13 protein-coding genes are annotated in these 13,207 nt (G+C 68.7%); 11 read left to right on the top strand and 2 right to left on the bottom strand.

What is annotated here, in order from left to right:
• Positions 1-114 precede the first annotated feature (114 nt).
• From QQK43_RS11555 to fabI, 3 genes are read left to right on the top strand one after another with little or no spacing between them, the layout of a single operon-like run.
• On the top strand, positions 115-558 hold the full coding sequence (locus QQK43_RS11555) for a MarR family winged helix-turn-helix transcriptional regulator (RefSeq protein ID WP_284307893.1): 444 nt from the start codon (positions 115-117) through the stop codon (positions 556-558).
• Between the two features lie 36 nt (positions 559-594).
• Positions 595-1,365: an SAM-dependent methyltransferase gene (locus QQK43_RS11560; protein ID WP_284307894.1), complete on the top strand. Its 771-nt coding sequence runs from the start codon at positions 595-597 to the stop codon at positions 1,363-1,365.
• A 60-nt stretch (positions 1,366-1,425) separates the two neighbouring features.
• On the top strand, positions 1,426-2,196 hold the full coding sequence (gene fabI / locus QQK43_RS11565; protein WP_284307895.1) for an enoyl-ACP reductase FabI: 771 nt from the start codon (positions 1,426-1,428) through the stop codon (positions 2,194-2,196).
• A gap of 21 nt (positions 2,197-2,217) precedes the next feature.
• Here fabI and QQK43_RS11570 read toward each other — a convergent pair whose 3' ends face one another.
• Positions 2,218-3,951 (bottom strand): Na+/H+ antiporter, encoded by a 1,734-nt coding sequence (locus tag QQK43_RS11570; RefSeq protein WP_284307896.1) that lies wholly within the window; start codon positions 3,949-3,951, stop codon positions 2,218-2,220.
• Between the two features lie 61 nt (positions 3,952-4,012).
• Positions 4,013-4,900, bottom strand: a complete 888-nt coding sequence (locus QQK43_RS11575) for a LysR family transcriptional regulator (RefSeq protein WP_234266091.1) — start codon at positions 4,898-4,900, stop codon at positions 4,013-4,015.
• 116 nt (positions 4,901-5,016) lie between these two features.
• Between QQK43_RS11575 and speB (QQK43_RS11580) the strand changes: the two genes are divergently transcribed.
• From speB (QQK43_RS11580) to QQK43_RS11615, 8 genes are all read left to right on the top strand, one after another.
• On the top strand, positions 5,017-5,967 hold the full coding sequence (gene speB, locus QQK43_RS11580) for an agmatinase (RefSeq protein WP_234266092.1): 951 nt from the start codon (positions 5,017-5,019) through the stop codon (positions 5,965-5,967).
• Between the two features lie 152 nt (positions 5,968-6,119).
• The gene (speB, locus tag QQK43_RS11585; protein ID WP_284307897.1) at positions 6,120-7,124 is read left to right on the top strand and encodes an agmatinase; all 1,005 of its coding nucleotides are present in this window, start codon (positions 6,120-6,122) and stop codon (positions 7,122-7,124) included.
• Positions 7,121-7,984 carry a sugar phosphate isomerase/epimerase family protein gene (locus QQK43_RS11590; protein WP_284307898.1) on the top strand — a complete coding sequence of 288 codons (864 nt, stop codon included), beginning with the start codon at positions 7,121-7,123 and terminating at the stop codon, positions 7,982-7,984. The genes speB (QQK43_RS11585) and QQK43_RS11590 overlap by 4 nt, the downstream gene beginning before the upstream one ends.
• An 18-nt stretch (positions 7,985-8,002) precedes the next feature.
• The gene (locus QQK43_RS11595) at positions 8,003-9,091 is read left to right on the top strand and encodes an isopenicillin N synthase family dioxygenase (protein WP_284307900.1); all 1,089 of its coding nucleotides are present in this window, start codon (positions 8,003-8,005) and stop codon (positions 9,089-9,091) included.
• A 58-nt stretch (positions 9,092-9,149) separates the two neighbouring features.
• Complete coding sequence (locus QQK43_RS11600) at positions 9,150-9,959, top strand: ABC transporter substrate-binding protein (RefSeq protein ID WP_284307901.1); 810 nt, start codon at positions 9,150-9,152, stop codon at positions 9,957-9,959.
• A gap of 42 nt (positions 9,960-10,001) precedes the next feature.
• Positions 10,002-11,549 carry an amino acid ABC transporter permease/ATP-binding protein gene (locus tag QQK43_RS11605; protein ID WP_284307902.1) on the top strand — a complete coding sequence of 516 codons (1,548 nt, stop codon included), beginning with the start codon at positions 10,002-10,004 and terminating at the stop codon, positions 11,547-11,549.
• 40 nt (positions 11,550-11,589) lie between these two features.
• On the top strand, positions 11,590-12,282 hold the full coding sequence (locus tag QQK43_RS11610; protein ID WP_284307903.1) for a cysteine hydrolase family protein: 693 nt from the start codon (positions 11,590-11,592) through the stop codon (positions 12,280-12,282).
• Positions 12,279-13,040: a class II aldolase/adducin family protein gene (locus tag QQK43_RS11615; RefSeq protein WP_234266099.1), complete on the top strand. Its 762-nt coding sequence runs from the start codon at positions 12,279-12,281 to the stop codon at positions 13,038-13,040. Before QQK43_RS11610 ends, QQK43_RS11615 begins: the two co-directional genes overlap by 4 nt.
• Positions 13,041-13,207: the final 167 nt, after the last annotated feature.

Genomic DNA, 13,207 nt, shown 5'->3' on the forward strand with positions numbered 1-13,207 from the left:
CGCCCTGGCGGGCTGCCGGCGCGTGGCGCAAATAATATCTGTACATACTATTTGCCGTCAATACTGTATGTGTACTTATCAATAACTGTCGCGACCGGCGGATACGATGCGCACATGACCGATTCCCCAGAGACGCCGATGGACTCGCTCGACATGGCGGGCCACCTGATTCGCCGCCTGCACCAGCAGTCCAGCCAGGTTTTCATGCAGCGCACCCAGGCTGCGGGCTTCGACCTGACCTCGGTCCAGTTCGCGGCACTCGACGCCATCCGCGCCCAGCCGGGCACGGACCAGGCGCGTGTCGCGGAAATGATCGCCTACGACCGCGCCACCATCGGGGGCGTGATCGAGCGGCTGGAGCAGAAGGGCTGGATCCGCCGCGTGGTCAGCGAACGCGACCGCCGGGCGCGCGAGCTGTCGCTGACGCCCGAAGGCGAGCGTGTGCTGGCGGCGCTGCTGCCGGTGGTGCGGGCGCTGCAGGACGATATCCTCCCCTCACTGAAACCGGCCGACCGGGCACGCTTTCTCCAGCTCGCCCGCCAGGCGCTGCGTTCGTAAACCCATCTTTGATGGGGCTTTCCCAAGCTTCGCACCATGGACATTCCCCGCATCTTCAACGTCATGGAGAGTGCACACCGCATTCACAACCCGTTCACGCCCGACAAGTTCGCCACGCTGGGCGCGGCGCTGCGCCTGCAGCCCGGGGACCAGGTGCTGGACCTGGGCAGTGGTTCCGGCGAAATGCTCTGCACCTGGGCGCGTGACCACGGCGTTCGGGGCACCGGTGTCGACATGAGCCAGCTCTTCAGCGAACAGGCGACGCTCCGAGCCCAGGAGCTGGGTGTCGCCGACCGGGTGCGCTTCATCCACGACGATGCCGCCGGTCATGTGTCCGACCAGCAGGTCGACGTGGCCGCCTGCGTCGGCGCGACCTGGATCGCCGGCGGCGTGGCCGGCACGGTGGCGCTGCTCGCGCGCAGCCTGCGGCCCGGCGGCATCATCCTCATCGGCGAGCCTTACTGGCGCCAGCTTCCTCCGACCGAAGAGATCGCCCGGGGCTGCCTGGCCAACGCCACGACCGACTTCCTCGTGCTGCCCGAGCTGATCGGATCTTTCGGGCGGCTGGGCTGCGACGTGGTGGAGATGGTGCTGGCCAACCAGGACGGCTGGGACCGTTACGAGGCGGCCAAGTGGCTGACCATGCGCCGCTGGCTGGAAGCCCACCCGGACGACGAACTGGCGGCGGAGGTCCGCGCCAGGCTGGACACCGAGCCGGTGCGCCACGCCACGTACACCCGCGAATACCTCGGCTGGGGTGTGTTTGCGCTCATGCCGCGGGCCGGCTTCGGGGCGGCCCCGACCTGAGCCGGCCCACCGACCGGGGCCCACCGAACCTCACTGACCTTCACTGACCGGAGAACCGCCTTGAATCCTTTTTCCCTCGAAGGCCGCAAAGGGCTGGTGGTGGGCGTGGCCAACGCCCAGAGCATTGCCTGGGGCTGCGCCCAGGCGTTTCACGCGGCCGGCGCCGAACTGGCCCTGACCTGGTTCAACGACAAGGCCCGCCCGCACGTGGAGCCGCTGGCCCAGCGCGTGCAGGCGTCGATCACGCAGGCGCTCGACGTGGAGCAGCCTGGCCAGCTTGAAGCGCTGTTCGACACCATCGCCGAGCGCTGGGGCCGGCTGGACTTCGTGCTGCATTCGATCGCCTTTGCGCCCAAGGACGATCTGCACGGCCGGGTGGTGGACGCCTCGCGCGAGGGCTTTGCCCGCGCCATGGACATCTCCTGCCACTCTTTTGCGCGCATGGCCCGGCTGGCCGAGCCGCTGATGACCGGTGGCGGCAGCCTGATGACCATGAGTTACGTGGGGGCCGAAGAGGTGATTCCCCATTACGGCGTGATGGGGCCGGTCAAGGCGGCGCTGGAGGCCAGCACGCGCTACCTGGCAGCCGAGCTCGGGCCCCAGGGCATCCGGGTCAACGCGGTGTCGCCCGGCCCGCTGGCTACCCGCGCGGCGTCGGGCATTGCGCACTTCGACGAGTTGCTGGCCGACGCGGTGCGGCGCGCGCCCCTGCGCCGGCTGGTCGACCTGGACGACGTGGGCGCCCTGTGCGTGTTCCTGGCCAGCGAAGGTGGGCGCTCCATCACCGGCAGCACCCTCTACGTGGACGCGGGCTACCACATCGTCGGCTGAACGGCGCCCGGCGGCGCCGGTTCAGTGGCCGCTGTGGGCCGCCTCCGGCGCAACGAGCCCGGCGGCCTGGCGGGCCACGATCAGGCGTTTGCGCAGCGAAACCTCGTTCAGGTCCAGCTCGCCCACCAGGGCGCGCAGCGAGGCGTCGTTGATGTGGTGGGCCTGGCGCTCGGCGTACAGCGCGTCGCGTTCCACGCGCAGCGCCTGCAGGCGCAGCTCCAGCTCGACCACGTAGCGCCGCTGGCGCTGGCGCACCGCGTCGGGGGTATCGGCCTGTGCTTCCGGGGTGGTCACGTTGGCGGGCTCTTCCAGCAGGTCGATCCGTTTGCGGTAGTCCTGGGCCACGCGGCCCACGGCCTCCTGCATCTGGGCCGGCTGCTCGGCATCGGGCAGTTCGTCGGTCGGTAGCTGGATGTCGCGCAGGTGGGCGATGGCGGCCTGGCAGGCCACCAGCCGGGCCTGGCGCTCTTCGCGCACCACCAGCGGTTCCCCGGTGTGGGGCAGGCGCCGCAGCACCAGCGGCAAACCCACGCTGCCAATCACCAGGGTCAGCAAGATGGTGGCCGTGGCCAGGAACACGAGCTGGTGGCGTTCGGGAAACACGTCGCCACTGGGCATCAGCAGCGGCACCGACAGGGCACCGGCCAGGGTGACGGCGCCGCGGATGCCGGCCAGCGTGGTCACCAGCGTGAGCCAGAGCGTGGGCTGTTCGGTCAGCGTGCCATGCTGGTGGGCTTTGCGCAGGCTGCCCCGCACGCCCAGCAGCAGCCAGATCCAGCGCAGCGCCAGCAGCGCCAGCGTGATGATCAGCGCCTGGCTGGCGGGCTGCCACCAGTCGTTGCCCGCCGCTTCCAGCGTCTTGCCCAGGATGGCGGGCAACTGCAGGCCCAGCAGCAGGAAGATGGCGCCATTGAAGGCCGACTCCACCATCGTCCAGGTGCCTTCGGTCTGCATGCGCTCGACCACGAATTCGCCGCGCCGCAGGTCGGCAAAGTTGGTGGTGACGCCGGCCGCCACGGCCGCCAGGATGCCCGACACGCCGATGTGTTCGCCCAGCAGGTAGGCGGCAAAGGGCAGCAACACCATCAGCAGCACCATCTGGGTGGCGGCCACGTCGCCGACGCGGCGCGTGACGGTCTCGCGCAGCGAGGCAAAGCCCCAGCCCAGCAGCGCGCCGGCGCCCAGCCCGCCGAGTGCGATCCAGAGGAATTCCTTGGCCGCTTCGGTCCAGGAAAACAGGCCGGTGAGCGTGGCGGCCACGGCAAACTTGAGCGCCACCAGGCCCGAGGCGTCGTTCAGCAGCGACTCGCCTTCGAGCACGTGCATGGTTTGCGCCGGCATGCCCAGGTTGCGGGTGATCGCCGAGACCGCCACCGCGTCGGTGGGCGAGACCACGGCGGCCAGCGCGAAGGCCACCGTCAGCGGCATGGCCGGGATCAGCCAGTGGATCAGATAACCCAGCCCGATCACGGTGAACAGCACCAGGCCCAGGGCCAGCCGCAGGATGGGGCGGTGCAGCGCGAAGAATTCCCGCTTGGGAATGCGCCAGCCGTCGGCGAACAGCAGGGGCGGGATGAACAGCGCCAGGAAGAGTTCGGGGTCGAAGGCGATGTGCAGGCCTTTCTGGGGCCAGGACAGCGCCGCGCCCAGGGCGATCTGGATCAGGGGCAGGGGAATGGCGCGCAGGTAGCGCGCGGCGATGCCGGTCAGCGCACCGAGCAGCAGCACCAGCAGAACGATTTCAACGGTATGCATGAAGTGGGTTTGATCCCCGATCACCAACGGGGTTCTGGGCGCGGGGTGGTGCCGGCCGCATTCAGCCGCGCACTTTGCGCAGCAGCAAGTCTCGCATGACCTGGATCGGCGCTTCGCGCCCGCGTCCGCGCCGCGACACCAGCGAGAACGGCGACTGGTAGCCGAAGTAGGCGGGCAGCAGCACGCGCAGGCGGCCCTGGTCGACCCAGGCCTGGGCGTAGTGCTCGGGCAGGTAGCCCACGTAGCCGCCGGAGAGGATCAGGAACAGTTGCGCTTCCATGCTGTCCACCGTGGCCACGCTGCGCTTGAAGCCGTGGCGGCCCAGCTCGGACTGGCTCCAGTAGCTGCGGCGCACCACGTTCAGCTCGGACACCAGCGACTCGGGGATGTCGCGCTGGCCGTAGAGCGGGTGGCGGTCGCTGCAATACAGCCACTGCTGCTCGCGGTACAGCGGCTGGAAGACCAGACCGGGTGGGCGGGTGGGGAAGAAGCCCACGGCCAGGTCCAGCTCGTTGTTGAGCAGGCCTTCCTGAAGGTCGTAAGGATTCTTGATGAACAGGCTCAGGTGCACCGCCGGGTAGCGCTGGCAGAACACGCCGATGGCGTCGGACAGCGGCAGCATGCGGTCGGTGACGGTGGAGTCGAGCACGCCGAGCTTGAGGTTGCCCGACAGATCTCCCTTGAGCGAGGCGGCATAGGCGCCGAAGCCGTCCACTTCACCGATCAGGCGCATGGCCTCGGTCAGGATCAGCTCGCCTTTTTCGGTCAGGGAAAAGCCCCCGCGCCCGCGTTCGCACAGTTTGAAGCCGAGCTGGCTTTCGAGCTGGCTCATGTAGGTGCTGATGGCCGAGAGGGTGAGGTTGAGTTCCTGCTGCGCCTTGGCGAAGCCCTGGTGGCGGGCCACGCAGGCAAAGATGCGCAGCAGTTTCAGGTCGGGCTGCGTGCTCATGGGGCGAAAGACATTGGTTGGGATTTTTCTGAACTGATTTTTTGCATCTGAGCATTTGTCGTGCCAGGGGGCGGGCGAAGAATGGGCCCATCCACCGATTCCCCCCGTTTTCTGCGATGTCCCAGCCCCTGAACCAGCCGCAAGGCGGCAACGAGATGCCCCGATTCGCCGGGCGCGGCACCATGCTGCGCCTGCCCGATGCCCACACGCCCGACGGGCTGGACGCGGCCTTCATCGGCATCCCGCTGGACATCGGCACCTCCCAGCGCGCGGGGACCCGTTACGGCCCGCGCAGCATCCGCAACGAGTCGGTGATGATCCGGCCCTACAACATGGCCACGGGCGCTGCCCCGTTCGACGCGCTGCAGGTGGCCGATCTGGGCGACGTGCCCATCAACACCTACAACCTGCTCGAATCGGTGCGCATCATCGAGGCGCATTACGACACGCTGCTGCCGCACCAGGTGGTGCCGCTGACGCTGGGTGGCGACCACACCATCACGCTGCCGATCCTGCGCTCGCTGACCAAGAAACACGGCCCCGTGGGCCTGATCCACGTCGACGCGCACACCGACACCAACGACCACATGTTCGGCGAGAAGATCGCCCACGGCACCACCTTCCGCCGCGCGGTGGAGGAGGGGCTGCTCGACTGCCACCGCGTGGTGCAGATTGGCCAGCGCGCCCAGGGTTATGCCAGCGGTGACTTCCAGTGGGGCGTGGACCAGGGCTTCCGCCTGTTCCAGGCCGAGCAGTGCTGGCACCGGTCGCTGGCGCCGCTGATGGCCGAGGTGCGCCAGATCATGGGCGACGGCCCGGTGTACCTGAGTTTCGACATCGATGGCATCGATCCTGCTTGGGCGCCCGGTACCGGCACGCCCGAGGTGGGCGGCCTGACCAGCATCCAGGGTCTGGAGATCGTGCGCGGCTGCAAGGGGCTGAACCTGATCGGCTGCGATCTGGTGGAGGTGTCGCCGCCTTACGACCAGAGCGGCAACACCGCGCAGCTGGCGGCCAATCTGCTGTACGAAATGCTGTGCGTGCTGCCGGGTGTGAGGTACCGATGACGACACCCCCCTGCGCGGCGGCGCCGCTTCCCCCCGCTCTGGCGCGCCGCTGGGCGGCGCTGGGCAGGGGGACGGCGCCTGCGGCCCGGCGAAGCCGGTTCCGCGGCACCACCTGATCAAGACATTTCGCTCGGTACACCTGGTCATTCGATATGCCCCTCGATCCTTCCTTCTTCCAGCCCCAGGACGCGGCGCAACTGCCGCGCTACGCGGGCCTGCCGACCTTCATGCGCCTGCCCATGCTCGACATGGCGCAGATCGCCGAGGTGGACATCGCTCTGCTGGGCATTCCCTGGGACGCCGGCACGACCCACCGCGCCGGCGCCCGCCACGGCCCACGCGAGGTGCGCAACCAGTCGGCGCTGATGCGCAAGGTGCACCACGTCAGCCGCATCGCGCCCTACGACCTGGCGCGCGTGGCCGATCTGGGCGACGTTGCGTTGCCGCCCTCGGGCATCGAAATCGGCCTGGCGGCCATCGAGGCCTTCTACCGCCGCGTCAGCGAAGCCGGTGTGCGGCCGCTGTCGGTCGGCGGTGACCACCTGATCACGCTGCCGGTGTTCCGGGGCATCGCCCGCGGGACCGCGCTGGGCATGGTGCACTTCGACGCCCATTCCGACACCAACGACAGCTACTTCGGCGGCCAGAAATACACCCACGGCACGCCGTTCCGCCGCGCGGTGGAAGAGGGCCTGCTGGACCCGAAGCGCACGGTGCAGATCGGCATCCGCGGATCGGTCTACGACCCGGCCGACCTCGACTTCGCCCTGGCTGCGGGCATCCGCGTGATCCCGATGGAAGAGGTGGCGGCCCGCTCGACCGAAGACCTGCTGGCCGAGGCGCGCGCCATCGTTGGCGACGCGCCCAGCTACATCAGCTTCGATGTCGACTGCCTGGACCCGTGTTACGCCCCCGGCACCGGCACGCCCGAGATCGGCGGCATGACCACGCTGCAGGCCCAGCACCTGCTGCGCGGCTTGCAGGGGCTGAACCTGGTCGGTGCCGACGTGGTGGAGGTCAGCCCGCCATTCGATGTGGGCGGCGTCACCGCGCTGGTGGGCGCCACCATGGCGTTCGAGCTGCTGTGCCTGCTGGCGGACGCGCACGCCAACCGCGGCCGGCTGCCGGCCGCCGCGGTGGAGGGGGGCGCCGCATGAAGCTCGAACTGTTCCGCTCTCTCTGGGGCTGGCAGGGCGACTGGGGCCAGTGCGCCGCCCAGTTGCGCCAGATCGGCTGCGTGGGCGTGGAAGCGCGCCTGCCCTCGGACCCCTTTGCCCAGCGCGCGCTGCGCCAGAACCTGCGCCAGGAAGCGCTGGAATACATCGCCGTGGTATTCACCGGCGGCGACGTGGTGCCTCGCCAGGACTGGACGCTGCAGCAACACTGGGACCGGCTGGCCGCCAGCATCGACGGCGCCCGGGACGTGGGCGCGCGTTTTCTGAACGTGTTGCCGGGCAACGACCGCTGGCCGCTGGCGAAGCAGGTGGAATTCTTCGGCCGCGCGCAGGAACTGGCCGACGCGGCCGGTGCGGTGTGCAGCTTCGAGATCCACCGCGCCACCTCGCTGTACAGCCCCTGGGTGGCGCTGGAGGTGATCGCCCAGTTGCCGCAGCTGCGATTCACCGCCGACATCAGCCACTGGGTGGTGGTGTGCGAGCGCCTGCTCGACGACCTGGCCGACGACCTCACGCCCTTCATCGAACGGGTGCACCACGTGCAGGCCCGCGTGGGCTACGACCAGGGGCCGCAGGTGCCTCACCCGGCCGCGCCCGAATACGCCCGCGAACTGGCTTTCCACCAGGACGTGTGGGAGCGCGTGTGGGCCGCGCAGCGCGCGCGGGGCTGCGAAGTGACCACGCTCACGCCCGAGTTCGGCCCCGATGGCTACACGCACAAGCTGCCGTTCACGCAGGCCCCGATTGCCGACGTGTGGGCGCTCAACCAGTGGATGACCCGCACCGAGGCCGAACACTTTGCGCGCTGGCAGGCCACCCATGCCGCCACTTCCGTTTCCTGATCTTCGCCACGCCCCACCATGCCCCACGCGACCGCCAACTTCGAATCCCTGCCCATCATCGACATCCGCGGGCTGTTCAGCGCCGATCTGGCCGACCGCCAGGCCGTGGCCGAACAGCTCGGCCATGCCGCGCGCCACGTCGGCTTCTTCTATGTGAAGGGCCATGGCATTCCTGCGGAAAAAATCGCCGGCCTGCGCCGCGCGGCCGAACAGCTCTTTGCCCAGGCATTCGACTGGAAGATGGGTTACCACATCGGCAAGGGCCGCGGCCACAAGGGCTTCGTGCCCGAAGGCGAAGAGATCTACGGCACCGGCAAGCCCGACCACAAGGAGGCGTTCGACATCGGTTTCGAGGCCGCCGACGACCACCCTTTCGTGCAGGCCGGCCAGCCGCTGATCGGCGGCAACAAATGGCCCGATCTGCCGGGCTTCCACGAAGCCGTGGCGGCCTATTACGAAAGCATCTTTGCGCTCGGCCGCAAGCTCATGGGCGGTTTTGCCCTGGCCCTCGGCCAGCCCGAGGATGCCTTTGAACCATACGTGAGCTGCCCGCCGTCCAAGCTGCGCCTGATCCACTACCCGGTGGACCCGAGCGCCGAAGACACCCCAGGCATCGGCGCCCACACCGACTACGAGTGCTTCACGCTGCTGCTGGCCGATCAGGCCGGGCTCGAAGTGCTCAACGACCAGGGCCGCTGGGTCGACGCCCCGCCGCTGACCATCGACGGCGAAGAGCTGTACGTGATCAACGTGGGCGACATGCTCGAAGTGATGACCGCCGGCGCCTTCGTCGCCACCACGCACCGGGTGCGCAAGGTCAAGACCGAGCGCTATTCGTTCCCGCTGTTCTTCGCCTGCGACTACGCCACCCGGATCGAGCCGCTGCCCGCGTTCGACCCCGACGGCAGCAAGGCCGCGCAGTACGCCGACATCGCCATCGGCGAGCACATGTGGAGCATGGCGCTGCAGACCTACCGCTACCTGCGCGCCAAGGTCGCCAGCGGCGAGCTGCAACTGCCCGCCCACGCCCGCAGCACCACCAGCTTCGGCCAGTTCAAGACGCTGGCGGCCCCGGCGGCTGAGCAGGCCGACGCCCCGGCCGCCTGAGTCGCACCCCGGTTTCCCTCACCCGTTCCTTTTCCATCCCCCTCCAGGAGTTTCCGCCATGTCCCCACTGATCGCTTCCGTTTTCCGTACCGGCGCGCGCGCCGGCCTGGCCGCCTTGCTGGGCGCCGGCGTGTTGGCTGGCGCCCAGGCGCAGACGCTGGTGCCCGGCACGCTCAAGGTGGCGCTGGAAGCCACGTACCCGCCCTTCGAGTCCTACGACGGTGACAAGATCGTCGGCTTCGACCCCGACCTGACCGCGCTGCTGACGCGCGAGATGAAGCTCAAGCACACGCTGGTGGACACCAAGTTCATCAACCTCGTGCCCGGCCTGGCCGCCAACCAGCACGACGCCGTGGTGTCCGGCCTGTACGTGACCGCGGAACGCCTGGCCCAGGCCGACGCCGTGCCCTACGCCAACACCGGCGCGCTCATCCTGGTGGCCAAGGACAGCAAGGTCCAGCCCAAGACCGAAAAGGACCTGTGCGGCCTCAAGGTCGGCCTGCAGGCCGGCACGGCTTGGGTCAAGCAACTGCAGACGCTGTCCAGCGACTACTGCAAGAGCGCCGGCAAGGCAGCGGTCAACGTGATGGAGTTCCCCACCGCGCCCGAGGTGTCGCAGGCCGTGATGGCGCGCAACGTCGACGCGCAGATGGAAATCGCCGGTGCCGCCAAGATGATCGTCGAGCGCACCAAGGGCCGCATGGCCATCAGCTCGCCCGATCTGGTCTACCCGCAGACCCTGGGTCTGTACGTGAAGAAGGGCAACACCGCGCTGCTCAAGGCCTTCCAGGACGCGATGGTCGCGATCAAGAAGACCGGTGAATACGACGCGCTGATCAAGAAGTACGACCTGTCCCCGGTCAAGTAAGCCTTTCCGCAAGCCCCCCCACGCAGGCGCAGGAACCCCACGATGGAACTGGACTGGTCCTATTTCTTCTCGCTCTTTTCCATGGGGGCGTTCTACCGCGCCTGCGTCACGGTCATCGCGCTGGGCTCGCTGTCGTGGCTGCTGGGCCTGGTGCTGGGCTTCTGCCTGGCCCAGGCCGAAGCCTCGCGCCTATTCTGGCTGCGCTGGCCGGCCAAGGCCTACATCTGGTTTTTCCGCAGTGTGCCGTTGCTGGTGCTGCTGGTGTTCGTCTACAACCTGCCGCAGATCGTGCCGGCCACCGGCGTGGTGCTGGGTGTTCCCTTTCTGGCCGGCCTGGTCGGCATGGTGATGACCGAAGCCGCCTACATGGCCGAAATCCACCGCGGCGGCCTGCTGTCGGTGGCCAGGGGGCAGCGCGAGGCCGGCCATGCGCTGGGGCTGGGCTGGTTCGCCACGCAGACGCGCATCGTGCTGCCGCAGGCCTTCCGCATCGCGCTGCCCTCGCTCATCAACGAATTCGTCACCATCATCAAGCTCACCTCGCTGGTGTCGGTGATCTCGCTGCCCGAGCTGCTGCTCACCGGGCAGCGCCTGTACACGCAGAACTTCCTGATCCTGGAAACCCTGCTGGCCGTGGCGGTGTATTACGTGGTCATCGTCACCGTGTTCGGCGCCGGGCTGAACGCGCTGGAACGCCGGCTGGACCTGCAACGCCGCAAGCCCGGCACGCTCGACGACGGGGCGCAGGCCGCGCTGCGCGCCGGTCTCTGGGTGGCGCCGGCGGCGACGCCGGCCGGCAAGGGCACGGGCGCGCCGCCCGCGCTGCAACTGCAGAACATCCACAAGGCCTACGGCACGCACCAGGTGCTCAAGGGCGTGGACCTGACGGTGCAGGCCGGCGACGTGATCAGCATCATCGGCCCCTCCGGTTCGGGCAAGACCTCGCTGATCCGCACCGTCAACGCGCTCGAAAGCCTGGACCAGGGCGAGATCGTGCTGTTCGGCGAGAGCTACCTCCAAGGCGCCGCACCGCAGGACGCGGCGCGGGTGCGCCAGGGCATTCGCCGCATCGGCATGGTGTTCCAGGGCTTCAACCTGTTCCCGCACCTGACGGTGCTGCAGAACATCCTGCTCGCCCCGGGCCTGCACGGCCAGGGCAGCACGGTCGAGCAGCGGGGCACGGCGCTGCGCCTGCTCGACAAGGTGGGCCTGCTGGCCCACGCCCACAAATACCCGCACCAGCTCTCGGGCGGGCAGCAGCAGCGCGTGGCCATCGCGCGGGCGCTGGCGCTGCGGCCCGACGTGATGCTGTTCGACGAACCGACCTCGGCGCTCGACCCCGAACTCGTGGGCGAGGTGCTCAAGGTGATCCAGGATCTGGCCGCCGAGGGCATGACGATGCTGATCGTCACGCACGAGATGGAATTCGCGCTGCAGATCTCCGACCGCATCGTGTTCATGGAAAACGGCCTGCTGCAGGTCGACGTGCCGCCGGCGCACCTGCGCCAGCCCACCGCCGAGGCGGGCGATGCGGTGGCGCGCGTGCGCCGCTTCATGGGTCTGGAGCCGGCAACGGCCGCCGGAGCCTGAGCGCCCCCTTTACCGCCAGCCCCTTCTGTCGAGCACCGCTGTGATTCCTGCACAACCCTTTGCCTTTCCCTACGACGGGCGCTTTGACCCGGCGGCCACCGCGCTGGTCGTGATCGACATGCAGCGCGACTTTCTGTCGCCCGACGGCTACTTTGCCCGCCAGGGCTACGACCCCGCACCGCTGCGCGCCATCATTGCGGTGGTGGCGCGGCTCATCGACGCCTGCCGCGCGGCGGGCGTGCGCATCATCCACACGCGCCAGGGCTACCGGGCCGACCGGGCCGACATGACGCCTTACGAAAAGTGGCGGCGCGCGCAGCGTGGTCTCGAAGGGGTGCTGCTGCGCGACAGCCCGGGCTTTCCCATCATCCCCGAGCTCGATGTGCGCGACGAGGACATCGTCGTCGACAAGACCTGCAACAGCGCCTTCACCTACACCGACTTCGAACACATCCTGCGCGCCCAGGGCATCACGCACCTGATGTTCAGTGGCTGCACCACCGACGTGTGCGTGCACACCACGCTGCGCGACGCCTGCGACCGCAACTTCCAGTGCCTGACCATCGCCGACGCCTGCGCCAGCGGCGATCCCTACGCGCACGAAGCCGCCTTGCACATGGTGACGGTGGAGTTTGGCGTGTGGGGCTGCCTGGCCGATTCGGCCGCGGTGCTGCAGGCGCTCGGCAGCCTGCCCGCCGGGGTGGCCCATCCCCTTTCCCGGGAGATTTCATGACAGCGATGACCAAGGCCGACGAGGCCGCCCTGCGGCGCGATCTGGCCGCAGCCTACCGCCTGGCCGCGCGTTTCGGCTGGGACGACACGCTCTACACGCACTTTTCGGTGCGCTTGCCGGCGGGCAAGGGCGCCCGGCGCGGCAAGGAGCGTTTCCTGCTCAACCCGTTCGGGCTGATGTTCAACGAGATCCGCGCCAGCGACCTGATCGTGGTGGACCTGGACGGTGAGGTGGTCGAGGGCTCGGCGCCCATGAACCCGGCCGGCTTCACCATCCACAGCGCCGTGCACAGTGCCCGCGCCGACGCGCACTGCGTCATCCACACGCACACGGTACCCGGCATGGCGGTGGCCGCGTGCGAGCAGGGCCTGCTGCAGCTCAACCAGATTTCGGCCGAGTTCTACCAGTCGGTGGGTTTCCATGCCTACGAAGGCGTGGCCTTCAACCTGGAAGAGCGCTCGCGCATCCAGACCGCGCTGGGCGAGAACATGGCGCTGATCCTGCGCCACCATGGCCTGCTCAGCGTGGGCGCCACCGTCGCCGATGCGTTCTGCATCATGTACTACCTGAACAAGGCCTGCGAGATCCAGCTCGCCGCTGCGCAACTGGCGTCGATCGCCGGCCCGGTGACCCGCATTCCACCGGCCGTCAGCAGCTACGTGCGCAAGCAGTTTCGCGGGGTCGAGCACGAGCGGCAGATCGTCTGGGCGGCCTGGCTGAGGGAGCTGGAGCGCACGCAGCCCGAATATCAGTGGTGACACCCCCCTGCGCCGCTGGCGCGGCTTCCCCCCGCTCTGGCGCGCCGCGGGGCGGCGCTGGGCAGGGGGACGGCACCTGTGGCCCGGCGGAGCCGGTTCCACGGTGCCCTGTAGCCTGACTTCCCCTCGTAGGCGTGAGGGTTTGGGGGCTTGTGTTCCGTGCATCC

The sequence above is a fragment of the Hydrogenophaga electricum genome (genome assembly GCF_030160815.1).
Lineage (GTDB): Bacteria > Pseudomonadota > Gammaproteobacteria > Burkholderiales > Burkholderiaceae_C > Hydrogenophaga > Hydrogenophaga electricum.

Excerpts from the sequence above, each read along its gene's own strand:
- QQK43_RS11615 (WP_234266099.1), top strand. The coding sequence starts at position 12,279 with ATGACAGCGATGACCAAGGCCGACGAGGCCGCCCTGCGGCGCGATCTG.
- QQK43_RS11595 (WP_284307900.1), top strand. The coding sequence starts at position 8,003 with ATGCCCCACGCGACCGCCAACTTCGAATCCCTGCCCATCATCGACATC.
- QQK43_RS11575 (WP_234266091.1), bottom strand. The coding sequence starts at position 4,900 with ATGAGCACGCAGCCCGACCTGAAACTGCTGCGCATCTTTGCCTGCGTG.
- speB (WP_284307897.1), top strand. The coding sequence starts at position 6,120 with ATGCCCCTCGATCCTTCCTTCTTCCAGCCCCAGGACGCGGCGCAACTG.
- QQK43_RS11555 (WP_284307893.1), top strand. The coding sequence starts at position 115 with ATGACCGATTCCCCAGAGACGCCGATGGACTCGCTCGACATGGCGGGC.
- QQK43_RS11590 (WP_284307898.1), top strand. The coding sequence starts at position 7,121 with ATGAAGCTCGAACTGTTCCGCTCTCTCTGGGGCTGGCAGGGCGACTGG.
- QQK43_RS11570 (WP_284307896.1), bottom strand. The coding sequence starts at position 3,951 with ATGCATACCGTTGAAATCGTTCTGCTGGTGCTGCTGCTCGGTGCGCTG.
- QQK43_RS11600 (WP_284307901.1), top strand. The coding sequence starts at position 9,150 with ATGTCCCCACTGATCGCTTCCGTTTTCCGTACCGGCGCGCGCGCCGGC.
- QQK43_RS11605 (WP_284307902.1), top strand. The coding sequence starts at position 10,002 with ATGGAACTGGACTGGTCCTATTTCTTCTCGCTCTTTTCCATGGGGGCG.
- QQK43_RS11560 (WP_284307894.1), top strand. The coding sequence starts at position 595 with ATGGACATTCCCCGCATCTTCAACGTCATGGAGAGTGCACACCGCATT.
- speB (WP_234266092.1), top strand. The coding sequence starts at position 5,017 with ATGTCCCAGCCCCTGAACCAGCCGCAAGGCGGCAACGAGATGCCCCGA.